The sequence below is a fragment of the Novipirellula herctigrandis genome (assembly GCA_007859835.1).
GTDB lineage: Bacteria > Planctomycetota > Planctomycetia > Pirellulales > Pirellulaceae > Novipirellula_A > Novipirellula_A herctigrandis.
Genome location: SJPJ01000001.1, coordinates 5740426 through 5764243 on the forward strand (window position 1 = coordinate 5740426; position 23818 = coordinate 5764243).

The following is a 23818-nucleotide window of genomic DNA, read 5'->3' on the forward strand; positions in this document are numbered from 1 at the left end:
GGCAATGACCTTTTTGTCGCGACCGATACCAAACACAATCAATATTGGGTCAGCCAAGCCGATTCGGGCAATCCAGAGAACGTTTTAAAGGAAGGCTCGCTTGTATACGGATGCGGTGCGGGACGAATGGGCGAACGACAAGGTAGTATGGGAATCGCGTCGGGTGACTTTGATCGAAATGGTTTTATCGACTTGCATGTCACCAACTTTTGGAACCAACCCGCCGATTTGTTTATGCAATTGCCAACGGGATTATTTGGAAACAAGAATGCCAACCGCGGTTTATACAAAAACACACATCAAACGGTTGCATGGGGGACTCAAGCAGTTGACTTCGATCGAGACGGATGGCTCGACCTCGTGGTCTTAAATGGGCATGTCACCGACCATCGGCATTTGGGCCAACCGCTTGAAATGGAACCTCAGTTGTTCGGCGGAAAGACCGATGGTTTTCATTTGATCGATCCGACAAGTTTAGGGGACCCCTACTGGGAGGACCCAAAACTGGGGCGCATCGTTGTGAACCTCGATTGGAATGGTGATCGTCGAACCGACCTCGTGGTCAATCATCTCGAAGCCCCGGCCGCACTCTTGGAAAATCAAACCGAGGGTGGCGACAGCATCTCGTTTGAGTTGTCTGGAGTGACAAGTGAGCGAGATGCGATTGGTGCCAAACTATCGATTGAGTGCAACGATCTTCATTTGACTCAGTGGGTCACCGGCGGCGATGGGCTACTATGCACAAACGAGGCTGTCGTCGAGTTTGGACTAGGTAATGCTAGCGAAGCAACTGGGACGATCGATCGACTTAAAGTTCATTGGCCCTCGGGGCTCCAACAAATTTTCACTGCCCCCAAAGTGAATTGTCGCTACTTGATCGTGGAAGGCCAACCAACGCTTTTCAAGCGTTAAGTTTTTTTCTTTTTTTCGATCGGTGACTGCGTTCCCCCCTAGAATCCAGGGTCTAGGCAGTTTGAGTGGAATAAATCGATCTTGACCCAGACTATCTATTCGATAGAATTCGTTGTCGAGGCAAGCTTGGTAAGGCAGGGAGACTCGGAGTTTCTTGTTGCTTGCGTTCTTTCCGCAGATTAGCGTTGAAATGTGCTAGTGCGGTAGAACAGGAAGTTTGCTAAGACAGGACTGGTGGTGAACGGTTGGGATAGTTGTGCATCGGATCGCACAGATGAAGGCCAACCCAAATTAACAAAACTTGACTAGCGAGTTTTGCTAGCAAAGTTCACCATTGCCCTTTTAAGGAGGCGTGCCGAGAGCAACTGTGACCCCATTCGGTGGGGCACACGGTGTTGTTGTTAGGGATGTCGCTTCATAAGAGGCAAATACTACACATTTGGTAACGGCTAGTCGTGCAGGGAGGATGGTTTCTGCCATGACCAATAAAACGGTTTTCACAACAGGCGAAGCGGCCAAGATTTGTAAGGTCAGCCAGCAAACAATCATTCGTTGTTTCGACAACGGGTCGCTTAAGGGATTTCGTGTTCCTGGTAGCAAATTCCGTCGAATTCCACGTGAACAACTCTATCAGTTCATGCGTGATAACGGGATTCCTACCGATGCGCTTGAAAGCGGCAAGAAGAAGTTGCTGATCGTTGATGATGATCAAGATCTTGTTGAATTGATGAGCGATGGTTTCGAACGCGATGGTCGGTTTGATATTCGCACCGCCAACAATGGATTTGACGCTGGGATGGGAGTGAAGGAGTTTCGCCCTGACTTGGTGATTCTCGATGTCATGCTTCCCGATATCAACGGCAAAGAGGTCTGCCAACGGGTCCGTAGTGATCCATCGTTAGATATGGTTAAGATTCTTTGTATTTCCGGTATGGTCGAACACAACAAGGTCGACGGCTTGAAAGCAGCGGGAGCGAACGATTTTATGCAGAAACCGTTTGCGATCGAAGATTTAATCAGTCGATCGTGCGATTTACTCGAAATCGAACGCGGTGTCATCGGCTAGATCGACTTGAGTCGATCTTTGAAAGAGTTTTAAGGCCCCGAGTGACCTGCTGAGGACTGCAACGATGCGTTTGCTACCATGCCTGCGCTTCGGTTCAAACCGATGGTGGTTACCGAGGTCATATGAGTCGACCGAGATGATTGCGGAACTGCTCATCGGCCGTAACATCGGCGAGAGCAATCTGAAAAGAACCGCGGCTTGTCTACGTGAGGACCCACCGCTGTTCTTGTTCGCCGCGGTTTCTAGCGGATCTCTCAGTGGATCACAATGCGTGACTCTTGCGGACTTGGCAGTTTGGTTGACAGACAACGTCTCGGGAGTATTTGCCAATAGCGATGCGTTTCTAGGCGCGCCCGTCCTCACGGAAGCACAACAACGTCGATGGAGCGAACTCTATGGCTTTTTCAAAACGTTGCCACAGAATCGCTGGATTGCCGAGGGGCATCTATGGCTTGAAGTTTCCGGAACCGCTGTGCCAACCGAATGGCGCGAACAATGGCCATCGATCACTTTCGAAGCAGAAACCTATCGCGACGAAGTGCCCTTTCCATCGGCGGACGTGCTTCAGCAACTCGCTCGCAAGATGCAGCATCTCGATTGTATCGAACGATCATTTGACCGCCGGCTTCACAAGAGTAAGTTGGCTGCGCTGAAGCAGCTCACTTATGGACTTAGCCACGAAATCAATAATCCGTTGGCAAATATTTCCACACGTGCGCAGCAATTACAGCGTGACGAAGTTGATCCACGTCGGCAACAAACACTGCAAAAGATTGTCAATCAAGTTTATCGCGCTCACGAGATGATTGCGGACTTGATGTTCTATTCCAACCCGCCTCAGCCGCAAATGGTTAAATGCGATTTGAATGGACTCGTCGTTTCGGTAACCGACGAATTTGAGGGTGAATTGGAGCGACTATCGATACGGCTTGAGACGCAAACTAGCCGAGAACCGGTTACGGTTGACGCGGACTCCGAAATGATTGGCGAAGCATTGCGGGTTCTGTTGCGAAACTCGATTGATGCGATTGGCAACGATGGAACCATTGTCGCTTCGGTGGTAAGGGACGACGATCGCGTGATGATCCATGTTGCTGACAGCGGACCGGGGCTATCTCGTCAGGCACGCCAGCATGCTTTTGATCCTTACTTTAGCGGTCGCGAAGCGGGGCGCGGTCTCGGGCTTGGGCTTTGCCGAGCGTACCGAATTGCAAAAATGCATCACGCCGAAATTACGTTGGCTGGTGGTCCGGTAGGCTGTGTCGCAACGATTTCATTTTCGTGGTCCTAACGCGCTGGTAAGCTTGATGGACCGTTAAATGGAATTTCGATGCCAAAAATAGCACCGGAATATTAGGTAAATCAAAAAACAAGCCCACGTGCACTCGGCGAACAGGACGCCCAAAAAAAGTATCGTCCATGTTATCGGCCAAGGACCACCATTCCATAAAAGGGTTAGAAAGCCCAAGCCGAAGACAAGAGCATAGATTCCACATAGAACCGATGTCCATGGAAATCGACGAAACGAGCGTTTGTTGAGGTCCATGCCAATCGATGCAATCGCGATTGCAAAAACATCGATTGTGAGCCCGGCGCTGAAGAGCAGCGGGATGAATTGCTGGATAAATTGGAAAACTCCAAACGCTTTTAGATGCCAAGCGGTTCGACTCACAAGTTCGTCTGGCAGAAGCGTATCTCGCTCATCCGGCGCAGAAGCTTCTTGATCGGTAAATTCCCGCGGCGGTTGGTACGGGTTGGTCACAATGCGTTCGGTTCTCATTCCGTGGTCCAGGGGAATTCTGCGTCAGGGGGGCAATCGGTTGGTTGTCCCGAAACCCGAAGCGTGGTCGACTTTTTTGAAACCACGTTCTTTCGAGTCTGTCGTCGATTCGCAGCCTTTCATCATATCCATTCGGGCGCCGATTCATGCCCGGTAGCCGATGCGTGGGCAATCTTCAATAATCTGGTCTGTTCCAACCCAATTACCCAACTCGCAACCCTCGCAAAAAACCATGCTTGATTCCGCTGCGGAATTACTGCGATTGCAGGAAAACGGCGACCTGACCGCTGTTGAAATCACTGAGAAATCGCTTTCGGCTATCGAATCGTCGGAAAAATCGATCAATGCGTTCACTCACGTGGCTGCTGAAAAGGCGATCGAAACGGCACGACGTGTTGACGCGAAACGGGCCGCTGGGGAACCGCTCGGACCATTGGCGGGCATCCCAGTCGCCGTGAAGGATGTTCTGTGTACGTCCGATATGCCAACCACCTGCTCGTCGCGGATGCTAAAGGATTTCCTTCCACCGTATGACGCGACGGTGGTCGAAAAACTGCGAGTCGCCGATGCCGTGATCATTGGCAAGACGAACATGGATGAGTTCGCAATGGGTGCCAGTACGGAAACCAGTGCATTCGGAGTGACGCGAAACCCATGGGATACCGATCGAACCCCGGGGGGCAGCAGTGGTGGGGCGGCGGCCTGTGTGGCGGCGGGAAATGTGCCACTAAGTCTCGGCAGCGACACGGGGGGATCGATTCGTCAACCCGCAGCATTCTGTGGCATCACGGGGTTGAAACCGACCTATGGGCGTGTCAGCCGATACGGATTGGTTGCATTCGCGAGCAGTCTCGACCAAGTTGGCCCGATGGCATGGTCGGTGCCGGATGTGGCATTGTTGCTGCAAGCGATTGCCGGGTTCGAGCCTCGCGATTCCACGTCGCTCAACCAGTACGTACCGAACTACTCGGAGATTTTACAAACCACCGACCTGCGTGGATTAAAGATTGGCATTCTAAGCGAGTCATCCGAAACCGAGGCTCTCGATCCTGCGATTCGCAAAGCGGTCCAAGACGCTGGGGAGGTCTTTCGATCCTGCGGCGCTGAACTCGTCGAAGTCAACTTGCCACATAGTGAATACTGGGTTCCGACGTATTACGTGATCGCACCGTGCGAAGCGAGTAGCAATCTATCTCGCTACGATGGTGCCCACTACGGTCATCGCACCGAATCGATTGATACCGGCAGCGAACATGGGCCGCTTGTTTCCGCTTATTGTCGAAGTCGTGACGAAGGTTTTGGGGCCGAAGTCAAACGCCGAATCATGGTCGGTACTTACGCATTAAGCGAAGGCTATGCGGACAAGTATTACAACCAAGCGTTGAAAGTGCGTCGATTGATCAAAGGCGACTTTGACAATGCTTTTACACAGTGCGACTTGTTGCTCGGCCCCGTGACCCCGTCGCCCGCCTTTCGCATTGGAGAGAAGGTCGACGATCCAATCCAAATGTACTTGTGCGATTTGTTCACCGTCGGTGCCAACTTGGCTGGTTTACCAGCGATCTCACTTCCGGGAGGCTCGGATTCCAAGGGGTTGCCGATCGGCATCCAATTGCAAGCACCTGTACTCGAAGAATCGCGATTGCTGTTTGCGGCGGGTGCCTTCCAAACTGCGACTGATCATCACAAACAACGTCCTCAACCGCTCACCGAAACGAAGTAAAAAAGCGGCCATGTCTAAACACGAAATCACCACGATCATTGGACTTGAAGTCCACGTTCAACTCAAAACGAAAACCAAGCTGTTCTGCAGTTGCAGTGCGGCGTTTGGTGCGCCGCCCAATACGCAAGTTTGTCCGGTTTGCCTCGGGCTTCCCGGGGCATTGCCGGTAATGAACGAAGAGGCGATCGAATTGGCAATTCGGGCTGGGTTGGCGATCAATTGTTCCATTCCACCGATGACCAAATGGGACCGCAAGCAGTACTTTTATCCGGACCTGCCAAAAGGTTATCAAATCAGCCAATTTGATTTACCGATCTGCGCCGATGGCTACTTGGAAATCACCGATCCCGAGGATCCCGATTCGATCCGACACATTGGAATCATCCGCGCTCATTTGGAAGAAGATGCCGGAAAGAGCATGCACGATGAGCAAACGGGAAAGAGTGATACGCGGATCGATTTGAATCGTTGTGGAACACCTCTGCTTGAAATCGTTAGTCAGCCTGATCTTCGATCGGCAGCCGAAGTGAAAGAGTATTTAACGCAACTTAAGCTCATCTTGACGCATTTGGATGTTTCGGATTGCGAGATGCAAGAGGGAAGTTTGCGGGTCGACGCGAACGTGAATTTGCACATCCGTTTCGACGGAAAGAAAATCGCCACGCCGATCGTCGAAGTGAAAAACATGAATAGTTTTCGCGCCGTCGAGCGGGCACTCGAGTATGAAATCGAGCGTCAATATGCGGATTGGGAAGTCGATGGATTGACGATCGAAGACAATCCGAAAACCACGCGTGGATGGGATGATGTCAAGGAACGGACGTTTGTCCAACGCGAAAAAGAAGAATCGGCCGACTATCGTTACTTCCCGGATCCAGATTTGTTGCCGATTCGAATTCCAGCAGAGCGAGTCGAAGAACTTCGTCAATCGCTCGGCGAATTGCCGCGAGAGACCTTTGCTCGACTGCAATCTCAGCATGGGCTCAAACCGTACGATGCCGACGTGATCGTCAACCAAGGCCCTGCGATGATCGCTTATTATGAACGAGTCTCGGAGCTTAGCGGGGATGCGAAGCGAGCGAGTTCATGGATTCAACAAGATGTGATGCGGACCTTGAAGGACCGCGACGTTTCGATCGATGATTTTTTGGTAACCAGTGTGCAATTGGGTGAATTGCTAAAACGTGTTTCGGATGGACAACTCGACAACACTCGAGCACGCGACGTCTTCAGTTATTTACTTGAGAAAGAATCAACCGTCGAACAAGCGATTGCGGCGCTGGGGATCGAGCAAGTCGATAGCAGCGAGATTGATGCGTTATGCCAAGCACTACTCGATGCGAATCCTGCGGTAGTTGACGACGTGCGAGGCGGTAAAGTACAGGCCGTGGGCTCGCTAATCGGCCAAGCGAAAAAGAAAAATCCGAATGCCAATCCACAGCAGGTACGCGAAACGCTTCTGCGATTGATCGGAAAATAGGATGTCGCTTCTGCTGATCCTCGATGGCTACAACGTCATCGCTCCGGTAGCCGGACCGGGTAGACGGCCCGACGCAAATTGGTTGAAGCGGGAACGTGAACAGCTAATTCGGCGGTTGTGTGAACATCTACCAGAGAGCGTTCGCAATCAGACTGTAGTGGTGTTTGACGCCTCGCGTCCGCCGCCCAACCGCGAGAGTCGGTACGCGGTCAATGGTGTGGAGATTGAATTCGCGGTTGAGCAACCCGAAGCGGATGATTTGATTGAAGAACGAATCGCTCAGCATTCGTCACCGAAGCAATTGGCGGTTGTTTCGTCAGATCACCGCATCCAAGAGGCTGCGAAACGCCGTGGCGCGATCGCGTTTGATTCTCAAGAATGGCTTGATGACTTGCTCGATGGGAAGCTTCATCTAGCCGTCCCAATCCGAGCCGAATCGAACGGGGCAGGGCAGGGCGGGTCCCAGGTAAACGACTCGTCATCATCTTCTGGGAAGCCCAAGGGGGGCGTTCCCAAAGCCGAGGTCGATGATTGGTTGCGAGAATTCGGCTTTGATCAGTAGCCTAGCTGGACAGCGCCAGTTTGATGTTATTGGTTATAGTTTCACGCGGATTTTGGCTCGACGCTTTTGATTTGACCGGGGTCGATTCCAAGGTCATGACAGTCAGCGATACGTTTCTTACGATGGCAACGACTTGCTTCCGCGTTACGACGTTGATGGTAGCTGATTCGGAGACGCTCTGCTTCGTACTGCTCATCTCGAAGTCGCTTGGGAAGACCGATGCAGCGGATCACCACATCGGCCGCCCGTCGAACCTGTTCAAGCGTCAGACGCTCAGCGTCGGTGACGACCTCCGTGCGGCACAGACGATGACGAACCCGGGCACAGAACAATTGGCTGACGATCGCCACGATCATGTGACGATGAACGCAGTCCCATCCACGGCATTCAAAGTGATCCCAGCCTAATTCCTCTTTGGCTTCGCGAAAGCACGCTTCCACCTTCCAGCGTCCGAACGCAATTCGCAGCAACTCGCGAACCGTCCATCCATCACGGCCTGGAATTCGATTGCTGATGAAGTACTTTACTTCTCCGGTGCGAACGTTCTTGGCAACGATCAATGTGCATTGCGAGCTGACCAAGCGACCGTCGTGAGTCTTGCGATGGACGATATGCCAGCGAACTTCCCAAATCTCGGGCCCCTTATGCGAGTCCCGTGTGCGGTAACGCTGCGGTGTTTGCGAGGCCAGGCCGGGCGAGTACTTGGCCAAGTTCTGCACTTGGCAAGCCTTCGAGTCGCTGGTGGCCAAGCGAGGGTATTTCTTTTGCCGCCTCTTGGTCTTTTGCCTCGATTTTCGCAGCACTTTTGGCTTCCGCGCCCATGCCCGAAAGTTCGGCGGTACTTCGCCAACGAATGCCTGTTTGCGCTCGTCGAGCCCATCGAGAAACTTCCCGTCACGACCGTAAAGTTCATCAAACGTCCAGGCTTTGACGGTGATGCCATCGGCCATTGCCTGGTCGATCAGCACCAAGGCGATCTGCGGCTTGGTCAGAAACTGGGCCTCGTCAGGGACATGAGTTTTTTTCGGCGCGCGGTGTCGTTGGCCCAGTCTTCGGGCAAGTACGTTCGGGCGGCGATCAGGCACTGGAAAGTCGCTGTGGCAAACGATAGAGCGACGTTGACAACCGCGTTTTCAACTTTGCCGCGATTGCCGTTGTATTGTCGTTTGACTCCGACGGTTTCCTTGCCGGCTTTGGCCGTACCGGTTTCGTCGATCACTCCGATGGCCTGCGGGTCGGCCTGTTCGCGGACGATCACGTTGCGGCATCGCTGGAGTACTTCGTCGTGGTCCCACTTGATGGACTCGAGGAATCGTTGGAGCGTTCGCGGTGCAATGCCTTGTTTCAAAGCAATCGCTTCGACGTTCTTTCGCTGCAGTTCCGAGAGCAGTCCGCGAACATACGCGGCAAACAGCCTTCGGCCTTTGACGCCGTGGAAACAATCGGCAAAGATGGCGAGAAATTGGGCGAGCATCTTTCCGAGCGATGCGATATCCTGTAGTGACATAGAGGCGACCTTCCGTGGTTTCGTCGTGAAACAATTAGCACACGGAGGGTCGTTTCTTTTTGACTCCCAAGTCAAGCGAGATAACTCGCGGCACAGTCACAACTTACGAAATCAGGAAGCCACGAAGTGGCGCTGTCCAGCTAGACATTCACTTCGACACTCAAATCACCACTGTCGCCGTATCGTTGGCGGATCGGTTCGATGTGTTCTTCGATAAATTCATCGACTTGCTCAGGAGCCCGGCCGACGAAATCGAGCGGATTGGTAGCGGCGTCGAGATCGACTTTTGCAAAGGCCTCGTCACCTCGCAATCGATCCATCAAATCGTTCGCTTCGCCTTCGGCTTTCACACGCCGCGCTGCCTCGACACTGTGTACACGAATGCGTTCATGAAGCTCTTGTCGGTCGCCTCCCGCGGAGACGGCTTTCATCATGATGTTTTCGGTCGCCATAAAGGGTAACTCGGCTGCCAAGTTCTTCGCAATCGTTTTGGGGTAAACGACCAAACCATCGGCGACGTTTTGCATCAGCACAAGCGATGCATCGATCGCCAAGAATGATTGTGGGATTACCAACCGACGATTGGCACTGTCGTCGAGCGTACGTTCCATCCACTGAGTCGCGACGGTCATCGCGGGACTACTCTGCATACTCATGACAAACCGGGTCAGTGAACAAATTCGCTCGCTTCGCATTGGATTCCGTTTGTAGGCCATTGCCGAGCTGCCGATTTGTTTTTCCTCGAACGGTTCTTCGAGTTCTTTGCGATTGGCGAGAAGCCGCAGGTCGGTGGCCGTTTTATGAAGACTTTGGGCGACGCCGGACAAGGCATCAAGAATTTGGCTGTCGACTTTTCGCGGATAGGTTTGTCCGGTTACCGCATAGGTCTTGTCGAATCCAAGTTTTTTTGAAACCAACGCTTCCAGCTGGCGGACTTTTCCATGGTCGCCTTCGAATAGCTCCAAAAAACTTGCCTGCGTCCCGGTGGTGCCTTTGGCGCTGCGGGCACATAGCGTGTCGATCCTGTGTTCGATTTCGTGTAAATCGAGTACGAGATCGTAAATCCACAAGCAGCACCGTTTGCCGACCGTCGTTGGCTGAGCGGGTTGAAGGTGGGTGAAGCCGAGGCAGGGCAGGGCACGTTCGGCTTTGGCGAATTCGCTCATACAGAGAATTGTGGAGGCCAAGCGGCGGGCTACCAGCCGGAGTCCCTCGCGAAGGAGAACCAAATCGGCATTGTCGGTGACAAAACAGCTGGTCGCACCCAAGTGGATGATCGGCTTGGCGTCGGGGCATTGTTCGCCGTACGCTTCGACATGTGCCATCACGTCATGGCGCCGAATTCGCTCGAATTTTGCCGCGACATGAAGGTTGAGGTTGGATTGGAATTTGCGTAACTGTGCGATTTGAAGGTCCGAAATCGGCAATCCGAGCTCCTGCTCGCTTTCCGCCAACGCAATCCAAAGGCTTCGCCAAGTCGAAATTCGCCGTTCGGGCCCCCACAAATGGGCCATTTCGGTGGACGAATATCGTTCAATTAACGGGTTTTGGTAGGGGCGTTGGGGCGTATCTGTCATTCTATCTTGGTTATAAGGCGTTTCAGGACCATATCGAGTTCGATAACATACTGTCTGGCGGACAGCTGGCAAATCATGCCACCCCCTCACAGGTAAACATCACCGGATTTTGAATGTACTGTTCTAATAGCTCGCTCGTGCGTTTCTTTCTCAGTTTCTGCTTCGTTGTTGGATGGATCACGGTGGTGACGATTTCGGTCAGCGAGGCCCAAGACGCGGCTGTGGCCCAAGACGCGACTGCGGATACGGAAGTTGAAGTTGCTGCGGATACGGAAGTTGCTGCGGATACGGAAGTTGCTGTGGATACGGAAGTTGCTGTGGATACGGAAGTTGCTGAAACGAAGAGTGATGAACCGGCAGCGGCCGATTACACACCCGCGATCAAACTGCTTCCAGATTCTGTCGCTGGGCTAGCACGCATCCCCAGTGTGCCGGATTTCTGCAAAGCTTGGCGAAAGACGCATTTTGGCAGTCTGATGCAAGCCCCTGAGATGCAGCCGTTTATCGAAGCGCAACACGAACGGGCCAAGAGCTATTTCGAATCATTGGACAAACGCGTCGGGCTAAATCCAGACGACCTTTATCACATCGCATCGGGTGAAGCGGTGGTGGCATGGTTGCCGTTTGAAAAAGACAATCGGCGCCCGTTTTCTTTGGTCGTCATCGCTGATGTTCGTGGCAAAAGCAAAGAGGCAAACGATGCGATCAGAAAAATCGATGAAGAACTCAAAGCAAATGACGCAACACGGCAGGATATTGAACATCGCGGCCACACGATCCGTGTCTACAAGACGAAGCAGAAACCAGGGCAAATCAAGATCGAGCAAATTGCGATCACTTTAGATGACACTCGGATCATTGCCGCCGACCGAGACACCGTCGTAAGCGATTTGCTCGATGTAATCGCTGGCGAATCAGAAACAAAATCGATCAGCGAATTGCCAGAGTTTCGAGATGTGCTGACGCGGTCGAGCCGAGCGATGCAGGGGCCGTTTATCGAAGGCGGCAGCACGGTTGCGGTCGAATGGTTTGCTCATCCTTTTGAGATGGGACGGATTTTGCGAGAAACCTTCGAAGTTGATCGCGGGACTCAGATCGACATCTTGAAGTTGTTGGAAAATCAAGGATTCAATGCCTTGAAAGCAGCAGGCGGAATCGTCGCGATTGCTGGGACCAAGTACGACTTATTGCACCGCGGATTCGTCCTTGCACCGGCGACGACCAAATTGTCGAGCAAGTACGAAAAAGCGGCACGCATGCTCCAATTCGCGAACGAGGGGATCGGTGTGATTCCCGCATGGATTGGCGAGGACTCGGCCAGTGTGGGGCGACTTCGCTGGAAGATCGAAGAAGCGTTTTTAGCGTCTGAGACGCTTGTGAACGAGGCGTTTGATGACAACATCTTTGCCCCAACCTTGGAGGGCATCCGAGACGACCAGGATGGGCCTCAGATCGACATCCTGCAGAACGTCTTACCTGCATTTGGTGATGAAATTCTATTGATCACCGACAATGTCATGCCTGCGGATACTAACTCCGAAAGAATGCTTGTTGCGATCCGATTGAAAAACGCCGATGCGATTCAAACTGCGATTCGCAAGGCAATGGAAGTGGAGCCTGATGCAAGTCAGGTGGATGTCGTGCCAGGGGTCGAAATTTGGAAAGTCCAACGCGGCGAGTCGAGCGACAACAGTTTTGAAGAAGATATTTTTGGTGATCTGGGGTTTGAAGAGGAAGAGGCCGAAGAAGTTGCTCCGTTGCTAGATCATTGGGCGATCGCAATGGTCGGTAAGGGAGCCGGTTCACAGCACCCTTACTTGATGTTTTCGAGTCATCCCGAGCTTTTGATCGAGACTGCCAAGCGAATTACGCAGGGCCAAGCAGGTGGCTTCGCGTCGCTTCCGGAGGTGATGAGAGTGGCAGCTGCGTTCGAGGATCTTGGGGCCGACGAAGTTTCGTTTGCTCGCATTGGGCGAAGCAAGTTGTCGCTAAGAGCCAAGTATGAATTGCTTCGACAAGGAAAGCTCCGCGAGAGCGATTCGATCATGGCGACTGTCATTCGTCGATTGTTTCAAGACGAAAGCGAAGAAGATCCGGCCAAGTTGGATACCGCAAAATTGCCCCCCATTGCGAAGATTGAAAAGTATCTTCCTGATGGGGGCAACTACTTTAAGTCCGAGAAAGACGGCTGGTCAATCAACGGCTTTATGTTGAAGTAAAGTTTGAGTTTAGGCGTTCGAATTCACCCTTTCGCCTGTGACTGGCGCCAGGCGTGGAAGGTATCGACGCAGGGCGAGAAAGGTATGCTCGGAGCAACCCAAAGGGTTGGATTCCCACTAAGTGGTCGCTTTACGAACTGCTTCGATGACGACCGGCAACACTTTCGCCTTGACATCGTCGAGCGTCCCTTCTTGGAACGCTCCGGCAGCTGCCTTGTGACCACCACCGCCAAATATTTGAGCGATTTCGTTGCAATCCATGTCACAGCGACTTCGGAAGCTCAACTTGAAGCCGCCACGAAGTTGCCCCACAAAAATCACCGCAGCTTTGGTGCCTTGCACGGCTAAGGTCAAATTGATTGCGTCTTCGGTATCACTTGGCTCCGCACCGACTTTGACGAAGTCCTCTTTTTCGACGTGCGTGTACATTAGCGCGCCGTCGACTTCCGACTGAGTTCGCGAGAGTATTAAACCTCGCAAACGCAAACGCCCAAGTGTGTCTCGTTCGTAAAGATCGCTGTAGATCTCACTTGGCACGACACCCGCATCGACCAATCTTGCAACGATACGATAGGTTTCAGGCGTTACGCTACCGAACCGGAACCATCCGGTGTCGGTCGCGATGGCGGCGAATAGCGGCATCGCCATGCTTCGTGTCAAGGGAACACCGAGCGCGTCGGCGGCTTGCACGACGAGGTGTCCGGTCGCTTCGGCTTGGTAGTCCTTGTACATCGTGGCGCCAATGTCATCTTCGCCAACGTGGTGGTCGACGATGATTTTGTCGGCTCGTGATGATCGAATCACGTCGCCCATGTCACCTAGTTGCGCCCATGCACTGGTATCGAGAATCATGATGCAGTCGCAGGAAATGTCTTCAGCTTCGACATTGTCACCAAGCACTTCAATATTGCTGGCAGGGTCGAGAAATTGCAGAGCGGTGGGTGTGCGATGGGCATTGATAATTCGTACCTTCTTGCCAATCGTTCTTAGCACTTCGGCCATCCCGAGTTCGCTTCCCAACGCGTCGCAGTCAGGTCGGATATGGCTAACAAGGACAAACGATTCGTAGTGGCTGATTTGATTGACAAAGGCTTTCCATTGGGCACCCATTAGGCTTTACTTTCGGATTGGAAGAGAGAGATGCGAATTGATTCAATGTCGCGTTTTAATTGCGAGACGAGTTGTTCAGGTGAGTCAAACCGCCGAGTGTCACGCACTCGAGTGATGAAGTCAACCATCAGCTCGCGGTCATAAAGGTCCCCATTGTAATCCAACAAATGGATTTCGATTTTTAAATCGGGTTGATCGTCAAAAGTTGGATTCGGCCCGATATGAATTGCCGCTTTATGGCGTTCGTCTCCGACAATTGCATACCCGCCATAAACTCCATCACTTGGCACCAATACGTCGATGTCATGTAAATTGGCTGTGGGGAAACCGATTTTTTTTCCGCGTCCAACTCCGTGAGCGACTTTTCCGCGAATGCGGTGAGGATGCCCCAGCAGGCTGATTGCTGGATTCATATTCCCGGCCGAAATGAGGTCGCGAATCCGAGTGCTGCTTATCATCAGATCGGAATCTCGCGAGGGCTGGGCAATCGACAATTCGACGCCGCCTTCGTCGCAAAGTGATTGAAGCGTTTGGATATCGCCGCCGCGGTTTCGTCCAAAGAAAAAATTGGGGCCCTCGACAATCCCACGAGCCGCGAGCTGCTGCTGGACGAGCGAGGCAAAAAACTCGGTTGCCGATAGGTTCAAAAAGGTTTTGTTGGTCGGAATGACGACGAGGAAATCGGTTCCATGTTCACCGAGCAATTCGGCTCGTCGTTCAAGCCACGTCAATGTTGGGGGCACCTGATCCGGTCTCAGAATTGCCGCTGGATGCGGGTCAAATGCAACGGCGACGACGGGACCATCAAAGGCATGTGCCATCCGCTTGGCCTGGCGAATCAAAACGGCGTGGCCTTTATGGACGCCGTCAAAGTTGCCGATCGTGATCACTCCATGGCGTGCCGCATCGGTAATTTCTTCGAGCGGTACGATTTTGGTCACAGTGGTTGCAAACGAAACGGGGCAGAGCAGGGGAGTAGGACGATCGGGCCATTATGAACTAAATCGTTCCGTTTTCGTAGGCCGCAGTCAACTTTGGAATCGCCAGCAACAATTCGAGGGCTGTCATCCCCGCTTGGCCATGCGTTTTGGCGGCCTCATCGCCTGCTGCGCCATGCAGCCAAACGCCCAACCGAGCAGCGTCCCACGGTGACATCCCTTGCCCCAGCAGCGAAGTGATCATGCCTGCTAAAACGTCACCGGTCCCGCCAGTGGCCATCCCCGGATTGCCATTGTCGTTGGTCCAACGTTGTTCGGGGGCGACCACAACGGTGGGGCCCCCTTTGACGACAATCGTGACGTTGTGTTGAGCCGCCAAGGCTTGAGCGGCGTCGATTTGTCCATCACGCTCGGAGGGGGCGACACCGGTCAAACGCAAGAGTTCTCCTGGGTGCGGAGTCAATACGATCGGCCCGGCATCGGACGTGGCTGTCGTTGGCCATCCCATTGTTGCGAGACAGTTGATTGCATCAGCGTCAAAAACTCGCTTGCGATTTCGTTGCCGAAGTAACAGTCGAACAACTTCGATCGCTCCCTCGCTCGTTGACATCCCTGGGCCACAGCCAATCGCATCAAAGGGGCCGATCCGCTGGGTCAATTCCGATACTGCGTCAGTGCAAAATTGTCCTTGGCTATTCTGCTTGAGCGGAATGGTCATCAAACATGGGTGAAACGAAGCGACGGTTTCGAGGCATCGATCGGGGACGGCCGCGGAGACGAGGCCCGATCCGGTGTGCAATGCAGCAATCGCCGAAAGGGAGATTGAACCGGCCATTCCTCGCGAGCCACCAATCAACAGAACCCGGCCAAGGTCGCCTTTGTGGGCGTCCGACGCACGAGTCGGAAAGGGAAGCGGAGGAGGCATTGGTTTCACTTAGGGGACGAGCTCGAAGAGGAATCGGTTCACATTATACGTCGGTTGCGTTTTCCTAGTCCTTTGTCTCAGTTTAATTTGGGAATTTAGGATGTAGCGTAAGTCGTCGAGTCTTTCGGCATTTTCCAGTACAGGCCAAAACGCTTCACGATTTTCATTGCCCTTAGATGGAGCTGCAGCGGAATTCTAGCCTCGGTGCTGCAATTGGCGGATCACGGTTCCTGCCAAGTAACCGCCCTTAAAGCCTGCGTCAATGTTCACCACAGCCACGTTGGCGGCACAACTACTAAGCATTCCTAGCAGCGGCGTCAAACCACCGAGTGTTGCTCCGTAACCGACACTCGTTGGAACCGCAAAAATTGGACACGCTAAGTGCCCGGCCACCGCCGCAGGCAAGGCTCCTTCCATTCCGGCAATCACGATCACGGCGGACGCTTTACGAAGTTTGGGGACAGCCGCAATCAACCGCTGTGGACCGGCGACCCCAATGTCATCGAATCGCGTCGTGGGGATTCCCATCCATTTAAGCGTTTCCATCGCCTCTTCGGCCACTGGCGCGTCGGTGCTACCAGCGGTCACAACGGCAGCGTGAAAAATATTTTCGGAGAATTCGGTCGGAGCAGGGCAGGGGGCTTCACCACTTTCCACCGTTTTTTCGCCGGTTCGGAACGTCCGGCCGAGGGCGTTGTGGTGTCCATTCGGAAAATGGTTTCGCAGCGTTTCGGCGGCGTTGGGAGCGACCCGCGTCGCCAAAGCTTGTTGTCCCGCGGTCAGCTGAGTTTCAATAATCCGGATCAGAAGGTCGGCGTTCTTCCCTTCTCCAAAAATGACCTCGCCAAACCCACACCGGCTCTGACGTCCCAAATCGACCGTTGCCCCGTCAATTTGCTGCATTTGGTCCTTTGGATTCTCGGGTGACGAGAGTTTCAGGGCACTCATCGCATCAGCTACCGACGTGGTTCCGGCAGCGACTTGGGCAATAATTTGCCTCAGATTGGGGGGCAGTTTGGGCATGGGCGGTTGCGGCAAAGGGGATTCGTACTTCAAATTACGGCTGGTTCGTTTCAAGCCTCTTATTGTTGGTAGTTAACATCGTAATGAAAAGCTGCGTACTTGCTTACTCTGGTGGATTAGACACTTCCGTGATTCTTGGTTGGCTGCAGGACAAAGGCTACGATGTCCACGCGGTTTATGTCGACTTGGGACAACCATGCGAAGACCGTGATGCGACGATGAAAAAGGCTCGCGATTGCGGTGCTAAATCGTCTCGCGTTGTGGATGTTCGTGAAGAACTCTGTCGTGACTTCGCATTTCCTGTGCTCGCTTGGCAAGCCAAGTATGAGCAAATTTACCTGCTGGGCACCTCGATCGCTCGACCGCTGATCAGCAAGGTATGTCTCGAAGTTGCTCGTGAAGTCGGCGCGGTTGCCTATGCACATGGAGCGACCGGCAAGGGCAACGACCAATGCCGATTCCAACTCGCTGCGGAAGCTCTCGATCCGAATGTCGAAACAATCGCCCCATGGCGAATCCAAGAGTTTCGCGACGCCTTCCCGGGCCGAACCGAGCTGATCGCTTATTGTGCGGAAAAAAATATTCCGGTCAAAGCATCCACATCAAAGCCGTATAGCAGTGACGAAAACGTTCTGCACATTAGCTACGAAGCAGGCCAATTAGAAGAGTTGGATGTCAACGGCGTGGAAATCGTTGATTTCGGGATGGGCGTCAGCCCGCAAGAAGCACCCGACAAAGCCGAAACGGTTACGATCGGAATCGAGTCGGGCGTACCGGTGATGCTCAATGGAAAGAACGTAAATGCGTTAGAGATGGTCGAGCAACTCAACATAATCGCAGGCCGCAACGGTATTGGCCGTATCGACATGGTTGAAAACCGTTTTGTTGGCATGAAGAGTCGTGGTGTCTACGAGTCGCCGGGCATGACGGTATTGTACGACGCAGTCATGAACGTCGAGCAATTGACGATGGACCGCGACTTGATGCACTTGCGCGACCGACTCGCACCGGAAGTTGCCGAAATGGTTTACTACGGTTTCTGGTACACGCCCAAGATGGATGCATTGTTGGCGTTCATTCGCGAAGCCCAAAAACCGGTCACGGGCGAAGTGACGCTGAAACTATACAAAGGCAACATTTCCGTCGATTCGCGAAAGAGTGCGAATAGTTTGTACGACGCCGAGATCGCAACGATGGAAGGTGGCGGATCGTATAACCAAGACGACGCCGAAGGTTTCCTTCGTATTCAAGGTCTTCCAAGCCGAGTTCAAGCTTCGGTTCGACCACGGAAGTATTAAGCGAAGATAGGAGTTCGGTCTTTGGCGTGGTCTTACACTCGGACCTCTCTGGATCCTGAATTCAGCAATGTTGGTGGTTTGTGCATCGCTTGGTTTTTGCCAGATGCAGTTGCCAGCTAATCCAACGTATCATCCGCGAGCGGTTCGCCGCCGCGAGGGGAAATGAGGGCCCGGAATGTTGCCGTCGGCATTGTGTCGGCAATATAGTGGCCACGGCCATCCACCGTTGCCGCAGCGGCGCCTTCGTCGAGCAGCCCGCCAACGTTGCTATTGTTGCCTCCGATTCCTTGGGCCTGTGTGACGTTAATATCGACTGGTTCGGTCCATAGGTTGGTTGTCATCGTGGGCGAGCCTTCGACGACAAGCAATGTCTTTGTTGTATCGTCAATAACATCGTTGGGTCCGAGCGGACCGGTCGCTGGGAATAATGTGCCTGGCCCTGTGATCAAGTAGTAGGCACTTTCGCTAAAAATTCGACCAACACTGCCATCAGGATGCGAGAAAGCGCTTGGTACACGGTTATATGCGACTGACATGTTGTCAGGATTGTCCCAATCGGCACCGAGGTTGATAGAGTCGTACAGTTCTTCTTCGCCGAGGTAAGGCAAGATCAAAACTCGCCATGACTGCATCGGCCTTCCCGCTTGGTTCTTTGTAAAGGGCGGAGGATAGGTTCCGTGATCGGCGGAGTACGCATTCAGGGCTGCGGCGATCTTTTCCAAATTGCGAATCGACGAAGCTCTTGCTCGGTTGGTTTGTAACTGGGTCACCGTCTGGCTGCCGTGTCGCACGACGGCAAACAGTAAGCAAAGGATCAATACCAACACGACCCCCGCAGCGAGCAGTGAACTGAGGAATTTATTCTCGCGTGTTTTAGGGTTATCTGGCGAGGCCTGTTTGGCAAAATTGGGTAACTCAATCGGTTCGCCGCAAGTCACGCATTCGCCGGCCAATCCGCTGAAGCGATCTTCGACTTCCGTCTTGGTTTGGCAATGGGGACACGTGAAAAGATAAGGCATGAATCGATCGGCAAAATGGCGGACGGACGGTAGACGGCAATTCCTAATTGTATGCCCAATCAATTCGCGGTTGCAATTGTCCTTCAGTGTCACATGCGTCTAAGATTTGTCTTTGGCGAAAAACAAGAATATCCCAAGCAAAGAGAATCGGCCGTGCGTATTGTTATTCAGCGAGTTACGGAGGCCAAAGTCGAAGTGCAGGGCAGGGCGGTCGGAAAAATTGATCGAGGAGTCATGGTGCTGGTTGGTGTCGGCCATGGCGATACCGAAGTGGAAGCAAAATGGCTTGCCGAGAAAACTTCACAACTGCGAATTTTTCCCGATGACGAGGGGAAAATGAATCGGTCATTGTTGGATGTCGATGGTTCGGTTCTGGCGATTAGCCAATTCACGCTGCTAGGAGATTGTCGCAAAGGACGTCGCCCTGGATTCACCGATGCGGCCGCCCCCGAAATTGCAGACCAAGTCTACGAAGCGTATATGGCCTTCCTCCGAGACGCAGGCCTCCATGTTGAAAAAGGAATTTTCGCCGCAGACATGCAAGTGAGTTTGGTCAACGATGGCCCGGTGACGCTCGTGATTGATCGATTGCCGTAATTACGGATTGGATGTGAGAATACAAGCCAGTTTGCAATGACCAACGAAAGGTCAGGGCATTGGATTACCTCCAAGGTAACCATTTGTCCCACGGCAACGGATCGGGTCTGGGTTCCGCAATGTAGGGTCGATCTAAGCGAGCTCGTTGGCGGAGTCGTTGTAGGATCCCATGGTCGCCCCATGCGATGTAAATCAGTAACGCCAACTTTGCGTAAACCGACACGTTCGCTAACGGATTGTTGCCGAAAAATTTTAATGCCGTGCCAAACGACTTTTTCAATCGAAATCGGCCTCGTCGAAAATCGATGCTCCAAATCTCATCCATACTCAAATGTACGACAAAGCCGACGACCACCGCCATGCTTTTGTAAACGCGAATCGCTTCGCTTGGACATGGCATCACCAAGTACGCTAGCAAACCAGCTGATGCTGCCGCGGGGATGCTGTGCCACATTCCTCGGTGGACGGTGTAGCGTTTGAAGAATTCGACGAGAACGAATCGGATGGAGATGTAAATCAGCATCGCCGCCAAAGCCATCGCTTCGTGTGTCAATTCCATATCGCGGAAACGATCGATCATCAATATTGGAACGATCGCCGCGCAAAACATGCTGGTCTCGCGAAGCGGAATTCCCGAATCGCTGTCCAGGTCAGGAAGCATCCCGCTGACGCTGCATAGCCCGCCCGCCAAAATGCCACTTTCAATTGACATCCCTTGGCTGGCCACGCCCCAATAGCCATAGGCGATGCCAACCATCGTGCTGCCGGTAATGTGCGATTTGAAATCAGCCACGAAATTGGAGTTGGAAAATCGAAGGGCAGGGGAGTGAAAAAAAATGACAGGTCCATTTTTCTTATTGTTCCTCATAAGGGATTTTGGCAACCCAATGCCACCTCGATTGATCTTCGCTCGATCGGAGCCTTTCGCTACACTTGATGAAAATAGACCGGGTGTACACGCATGCGAACGCGATCGGATTGCTTCGCTATCAAGCGTTTTTTTGCTAGCGAACCGCCCTCTCCTGTTCCTCCTATGCACGGAAGCTTTCAAGTGGAAATCTACGACATTGTCATGTTGGTTGTGCTCGTCGGCGCAATGTTGTTTGGGGCCGTCAAAGGGTTTGCTTGGCAGTTGGCATCAATTGCCTCGATTGTGGTTAGCTATGCAGTGGCTTATCACTTTCGTGAGCCGTTCAGCGAATCGATCCAAGCGACACCACCGTGGAATCGATTTTTGGCTATGTTGATTCTGTATGTCGGCACGTCGTTGGTCATTTGGGTGGCGTTTCGGATGGTCAGCGGATCGATCGATCGATTGAGGCTAAAGGAATTCGACCGCCAAGTCGGGGCCTTGTTCGGGCTGGCCAAAGGAGGTTTGTACTGCACATTGATCACCCTGTTCGCAGTCACGCTGTTGGGCAATACGACTCGCGAAAATATCGTCGAAAGCAAAAGTGGCAACTATATCGCCAATGTGCTGGCCCGCAGCGAATCGGTGATTCCGCCTGAAATCCAAGAGATCGTCAAACCGTATTTAGACCGCTTTGAGGAAAAGTTTCACGGCGCTGGATCGGACGAAAACGAAAGCGTGTTTGAGCAAATGGGCACGCAGATCGTTCAAGAGAAAGCGGGTGACTTTTTGCCCGAGTCATTCTGGAACGAACCGCCCGGCGGCATGAATGGGCAAACGCCATTCTCGAGTTCGCCTCAGCAGGCGCAGCAACCGTGGAATGGCAGCTACCAGCGCTAAGGCGATCACTGAGAGCGCAAAGTACAGAGTCGTGTGATCTTCACGGTTGAAGTCTAGGCGACTTCAACCGCGGATCCCGAAGCTGCAGGGGCAGCCTCTGCGACTGCGGTCGTGGTATTCGCAGGGGGAAAATGAGGCAAATGCCCCATACACGGGGAAAACCGCACTCTTAATACAACATAAGGGGCATTATCGGACGTTGCGGGGCGGTTGAATTCCGCCCTGATTTGCCAAGCGGTTGTTGGTCACCGCTAGTCTTGCGACGGTGAATCGACCATCTGGGCCTCGTCCAGGAAGACGCCGATGCGGCGAAATTTTTCATAGCGAGCGTCAACCAATGCTTCGATCGGGCGCGACTCTAAATCCGCCAACGTTCGCGAGAGATAGCTCTTCAACCGCGATGCCATTTGGTGATGATCGCGGTGCGCTCCGCCGAGTGGTTCTTCGATGACATCGTCGACCACACCAAGTCGTGTCAGGTCGCTACTTGTGAAACGCAGTGCCGCCGCGGCCTTCGAAGCAAACTCGTGGCTCTTCCACAAAATGCCCGCGCAGCCTTCGGGGCTGATCACGCTGTAATAGGAATGCTGAAGCATCGCGACGCGGTCGCCGAGTCCGATTCCCAATGCGCCGCCCGATCCGCCTTCACCTATCACAACACAGATAACCGGCGTTTTCAGACGGCTCATCATGAACATGCTTTCGGCGATTACCTGAGCCTGACCACGCTCCTCGGCGCCAATTCCTGGATAGGCTCCCGGCGTGTCGATGAAGCAAATCAGAGGCAAATGGTATTTCTCGGCCAAACGCATCTTGACCATGGCTTTTCGGTAACCTTCGGGGTGAGCGCACCCGAAATGGCACGCCGCTCGCTCTTTGAACGTTCGCCCTTTTTGATGCCCAAGCACCATTACTTTGAAGCGATCAAGTTTCGCAAATCCAGACAACATCGCTCGGTCGTCGCCAAAGTGTTTGTCGCCGTACAGCTCAACAAACTCGTCGAACGCCAAGTTCAAATAGTCGCGTGTGTAAGGTCGGTTCTTGTGCCGTGACACTTGGACCGTTTGCCATGCATCAAGCGACCCGTAAACTTCGCGAAGCGTATCGATCAATTGCCGACGAAGGTCACGAACCTCTTTGTCGATTTCGTCCGTTCGATCGGTTTGTCGTTCGAGTGACGCGATCTTTGATTCAAGCTGCGCGATCTCATTTTCAAATTCTAATCCGGGTCCCGCACTCATGCTTTGTCGCCATCCTTTTTCTTGTTAGCTGCATCTTGTTTCTTGTTAGCGGCATCTTGTTTCTTGTTAGCGGCATCTTGTTTCTTGTTAGCGGCATCTTGTTTCTTCGAAGGCTTGGTGACGTCATCTACTTCAACCTCCAAGCTCATGTCTTTTCGAAGTAGATCTTCGGCGCCTCGAATACCTGGCATGCTATCGAACACGCTAACGTCCGGAACGCGAGGTCGTTTCTTGAATAGCTCGATCGCTCGGAAATGCTTCAGGAATTCCCACATCGAGGTCGGACGTCCCTCCGGTTTCTTAGCCATCATCTTTCGAATTAAATCGGCAAAGTCTTTGCTAATGTTGTCGTTGTAGACAATCGGGCTGGGGATCGAAGCCGTCAAATGTTTGTTCAGCAAATCGTTCGGCGTGTCACCGGTAAATGGCGGTTTCGCAGTGCAGACTTCAAACAAGACACATCCAAAACTGTAAATGTCCGACCGCTCATCGCAAACCTTTGAGCGAATCTGCTCGGGCGACATGTAACTGCGTGTGCCCTTAGCCATTTTCGAACTGCTGTGGAACAGCTTGCTTAATCCTGTCTTCTTTTTCTCCGCAATCGTAAAGTCGATCAGTTTCGTTTCACCATCGCGGCTGACCAAGAAATTGTCTGGTTTGATATCCAGGTGCAGCCAATTCTTCGTGTGCATGAAATAGAGTCCTTCCGCCGCTTGCGAAACAATCTTGTCAAGCATGTAGGCCAAGGAATCAGGACCGCGACGCAGTGCCTGCTTCATGTTCAACTCGCTGAACAATTCCATCACGATGAACGGCGTCCCTGCTTCAACTCGATAGTCATAAACTCTGATGATCCGCGGACTGTGTAAATCCGATGCGACCGCGTACTCATGTTTTAGCAGGGCCACTTCCGAGCGGTCATTCCGAGCGGATGGCTTAAGAAGTTTCAGTGCGAAGCGTTCGTGTTTGCTCTCTTCGATTGCTTCCCAGACATCGCAAGTGGTTCCGGAACGAATCAGTCTTGCCAAACGATAAGGGCCGAGAAAGTCGCGGGTTTTTGTCATCAGTCAATCAGTTGGGGGCAATCAGTT

At 52.9% G+C, this 23818-nt stretch carries 20 protein-coding genes and 1 pseudogene; 10 read left to right on the forward strand and 11 right to left on the reverse strand.

The features are described 5' to 3' along the window. The 3 genes from CA13_RS20995 to CA13_RS21005 form a co-directional block, all read left to right on the forward strand. Positions 1-912 (forward strand): CRTAC1 family protein (locus CA13_RS20995; RefSeq protein WP_419194643.1); only part of this gene is annotated, 912 nt, incomplete at its 5' end. A gap of 478 nt (positions 913-1390) precedes the next feature. Continuing rightward, positions 1391-1978: a response regulator gene (locus tag CA13_RS21000; RefSeq protein WP_419194644.1), complete on the forward strand. Its 588-nt coding sequence runs from the start codon at positions 1391-1393 to the stop codon at positions 1976-1978. A gap of 136 nt (positions 1979-2114) precedes the next feature. Next, positions 2115-3269: a sensor histidine kinase gene (locus CA13_RS21005; protein ID WP_419194645.1), complete on the forward strand. Its 1155-nt coding sequence runs from the start codon at positions 2115-2117 to the stop codon at positions 3267-3269. A 24-nt stretch (positions 3270-3293) separates the two neighbouring features. Here the strand turns inward: CA13_RS21005 and CA13_RS21010 are convergent, their stop codons facing one another. Further along, a complete protein-coding gene (locus CA13_RS21010; protein ID WP_146399965.1) occupies positions 3294-3758 on the reverse strand; it encodes a hypothetical protein in 465 nt (154 codons plus the stop codon). Positions 3759-3990: 232 nt separating this feature from the next. On the opposite strand from CA13_RS21010, the gene gatA reads away from it, so the two are divergent. Genes gatA through CA13_RS21025 form a run of 3 tightly spaced genes read left to right on the forward strand, consistent with a single transcriptional unit; the run spans position 3991 to position 7523 of the window. Further along, a complete protein-coding gene (gene gatA, locus CA13_RS21015) occupies positions 3991-5481 on the forward strand; it encodes an Asp-tRNA(Asn)/Glu-tRNA(Gln) amidotransferase subunit GatA (protein ID WP_146399967.1) in 1491 nt (496 codons plus the stop codon). Positions 5482-5491: 10 nt separating this feature from the next. Further along, positions 5492-6961, forward strand: a complete 1470-nt coding sequence (gene gatB / locus CA13_RS21020; protein WP_146399970.1) for an Asp-tRNA(Asn)/Glu-tRNA(Gln) amidotransferase subunit GatB — start codon at positions 5492-5494, stop codon at positions 6959-6961. A 1-nt stretch (position 6962) separates the two neighbouring features. Further along, complete coding sequence (locus tag CA13_RS21025; protein ID WP_146399972.1) at positions 6963-7523, forward strand: NYN domain-containing protein; 561 nt, start codon at positions 6963-6965, stop codon at positions 7521-7523. Between the two features lie 41 nt (positions 7524-7564). Here CA13_RS21025 and CA13_RS21030 read toward each other — a convergent pair. Both CA13_RS21030 and purB read right to left on the reverse strand, forming a co-directional pair. Beyond that, positions 7565-9030, reverse strand: a pseudogene (locus CA13_RS21030) (IS701 family transposase). 140 nt (positions 9031-9170) lie between these two features. Then, positions 9171-10607 (reverse strand): adenylosuccinate lyase, encoded by a 1437-nt coding sequence (gene purB, locus CA13_RS21040; RefSeq protein ID WP_146399974.1) that lies wholly within the window; start codon positions 10605-10607, stop codon positions 9171-9173. A 113-nt stretch (positions 10608-10720) separates the two neighbouring features. Here purB and CA13_RS21045 point away from each other — a divergent pair, with 113 nt between their 5' ends. Beyond that, positions 10721-12826, forward strand: a complete 2106-nt coding sequence (locus CA13_RS21045; RefSeq protein WP_146399976.1) for a membrane or secreted protein — start codon at positions 10721-10723, stop codon at positions 12824-12826. A gap of 117 nt (positions 12827-12943) precedes the next feature. Here CA13_RS21045 and CA13_RS21050 read toward each other — a convergent pair whose 3' ends face one another. The 4 genes from CA13_RS21050 to larB all read right to left on the reverse strand — a co-directional run bounded on the left by CA13_RS21050 (position 12944) and on the right by larB (position 16822). Next, the gene (locus CA13_RS21050) at positions 12944-13936 is read right to left on the reverse strand and encodes a DHH family phosphoesterase (protein ID WP_146399978.1); all 993 of its coding nucleotides are present in this window, start codon (positions 13934-13936) and stop codon (positions 12944-12946) included. Continuing rightward, positions 13936-14877, reverse strand: a complete 942-nt coding sequence (locus CA13_RS21055) for a bifunctional riboflavin kinase/FAD synthetase (RefSeq protein WP_146399980.1) — start codon at positions 14875-14877, stop codon at positions 13936-13938. The genes CA13_RS21050 and CA13_RS21055 overlap by 1 nt, the downstream gene beginning before the upstream one ends. A 58-nt stretch (positions 14878-14935) precedes the next feature. Beyond that, the gene (locus CA13_RS21060; protein WP_146399982.1) at positions 14936-15799 is read right to left on the reverse strand and encodes an NAD(P)H-hydrate dehydratase; all 864 of its coding nucleotides are present in this window, start codon (positions 15797-15799) and stop codon (positions 14936-14938) included. Between the two features lie 195 nt (positions 15800-15994). Beyond that, a complete protein-coding gene (gene larB, locus CA13_RS21065) occupies positions 15995-16822 on the reverse strand; it encodes a nickel pincer cofactor biosynthesis protein LarB (RefSeq protein WP_146399984.1) in 828 nt (275 codons plus the stop codon). Between the two features lie 83 nt (positions 16823-16905). On the opposite strand from larB, the gene CA13_RS21070 reads away from it, so the two are divergent. Next, positions 16906-18120 carry an argininosuccinate synthase gene (locus tag CA13_RS21070; protein ID WP_146399986.1) on the forward strand — a complete coding sequence of 405 codons (1215 nt, stop codon included), beginning with the start codon at positions 16906-16908 and terminating at the stop codon, positions 18118-18120. A gap of 116 nt (positions 18121-18236) precedes the next feature. Here CA13_RS21070 and CA13_RS21075 read toward each other — a convergent pair whose 3' ends face one another. Next, entirely contained in the window at positions 18237-19139 is a 903-nt protein-coding gene (locus CA13_RS21075; protein ID WP_146399988.1) for a DUF1559 family PulG-like putative transporter, read from the reverse strand. A 153-nt stretch (positions 19140-19292) separates the two neighbouring features. On the opposite strand from CA13_RS21075, the gene dtd reads away from it, so the two are divergent. Further along, a complete protein-coding gene (gene dtd, locus CA13_RS21080; protein WP_146399990.1) occupies positions 19293-19736 on the forward strand; it encodes a D-aminoacyl-tRNA deacylase in 444 nt (147 codons plus the stop codon). Between the two features lie 64 nt (positions 19737-19800). Here dtd and CA13_RS21085 read toward each other — a convergent pair whose 3' ends face one another. Next, the gene (locus CA13_RS21085) at positions 19801-20529 is read right to left on the reverse strand and encodes a metal-dependent hydrolase (RefSeq protein WP_419194646.1); all 729 of its coding nucleotides are present in this window, start codon (positions 20527-20529) and stop codon (positions 19801-19803) included. Positions 20530-20787: 258 nt separating this feature from the next. Here CA13_RS21085 and CA13_RS21090 point away from each other — a divergent pair, with 258 nt between their 5' ends. Next, positions 20788-21486: a CvpA family protein gene (locus CA13_RS21090; protein ID WP_146399994.1), complete on the forward strand. Its 699-nt coding sequence runs from the start codon at positions 20788-20790 to the stop codon at positions 21484-21486. Positions 21487-21737: 251 nt separating this feature from the next. Here CA13_RS21090 and CA13_RS21095 read toward each other — a convergent pair whose 3' ends face one another. Beyond that, positions 21738-22727: an acetyl-CoA carboxylase carboxyltransferase subunit alpha gene (locus CA13_RS21095; RefSeq protein WP_146399996.1), complete on the reverse strand. Its 990-nt coding sequence runs from the start codon at positions 22725-22727 to the stop codon at positions 21738-21740. Beyond that, positions 22724-23791: a serine/threonine-protein kinase gene (locus CA13_RS21105; RefSeq protein ID WP_419194647.1), complete on the reverse strand. Its 1068-nt coding sequence runs from the start codon at positions 23789-23791 to the stop codon at positions 22724-22726. Before CA13_RS21105 ends, CA13_RS21095 begins: the two co-directional genes overlap by 4 nt. Positions 23792-23818: the final 27 nt, after the last annotated feature.

What these genes read in the sequence shown, in the direction of transcription:
- CA13_RS21000 (WP_419194644.1), top strand. Translation starts at nt 1,391, where the DNA reads ATGACCAATAAAACGGTTTTCACAACAGGCGAAGCGGCCAAGATTTGT.
- CA13_RS21005 (WP_419194645.1), top strand. Translation starts at nt 2,115, where the DNA reads ATGATTGCGGAACTGCTCATCGGCCGTAACATCGGCGAGAGCAATCTG.
- CA13_RS21010 (WP_146399965.1), bottom strand. Translation starts at nt 3,758, where the DNA reads ATGAGAACCGAACGCATTGTGACCAACCCGTACCAACCGCCGCGGGAA.
- gatA (WP_146399967.1), top strand. Translation starts at nt 3,991, where the DNA reads ATGCTTGATTCCGCTGCGGAATTACTGCGATTGCAGGAAAACGGCGAC.
- gatB (WP_146399970.1), top strand. Translation starts at nt 5,492, where the DNA reads ATGTCTAAACACGAAATCACCACGATCATTGGACTTGAAGTCCACGTT.
- CA13_RS21025 (WP_146399972.1), top strand. Translation starts at nt 6,963, where the DNA reads ATGTCGCTTCTGCTGATCCTCGATGGCTACAACGTCATCGCTCCGGTA.
- purB (WP_146399974.1), bottom strand. Translation starts at nt 10,607, where the DNA reads ATGACAGATACGCCCCAACGCCCCTACCAAAACCCGTTAATTGAACGA.
- CA13_RS21045 (WP_146399976.1), top strand. Translation starts at nt 10,721, where the DNA reads ATGTACTGTTCTAATAGCTCGCTCGTGCGTTTCTTTCTCAGTTTCTGC.
- CA13_RS21050 (WP_146399978.1), bottom strand. Translation starts at nt 13,936, where the DNA reads ATGGGTGCCCAATGGAAAGCCTTTGTCAATCAAATCAGCCACTACGAA.
- CA13_RS21060 (WP_146399982.1), bottom strand. Translation starts at nt 15,799, where the DNA reads ATGCCTCCTCCGCTTCCCTTTCCGACTCGTGCGTCGGACGCCCACAAA.
- larB (WP_146399984.1), bottom strand. Translation starts at nt 16,822, where the DNA reads ATGCCCAAACTGCCCCCCAATCTGAGGCAAATTATTGCCCAAGTCGCT.
- CA13_RS21070 (WP_146399986.1), top strand. Translation starts at nt 16,906, where the DNA reads ATGAAAAGCTGCGTACTTGCTTACTCTGGTGGATTAGACACTTCCGTG.
- CA13_RS21075 (WP_146399988.1), bottom strand. Translation starts at nt 19,139, where the DNA reads ATGCCTTATCTTTTCACGTGTCCCCATTGCCAAACCAAGACGGAAGTC.
- CA13_RS21095 (WP_146399996.1), bottom strand. Translation starts at nt 22,727, where the DNA reads ATGAGTGCGGGACCCGGATTAGAATTTGAAAATGAGATCGCGCAGCTT.
- CA13_RS21105 (WP_419194647.1), bottom strand. Translation starts at nt 23,791, where the DNA reads ATGACAAAAACCCGCGACTTTCTCGGCCCTTATCGTTTGGCAAGACTG.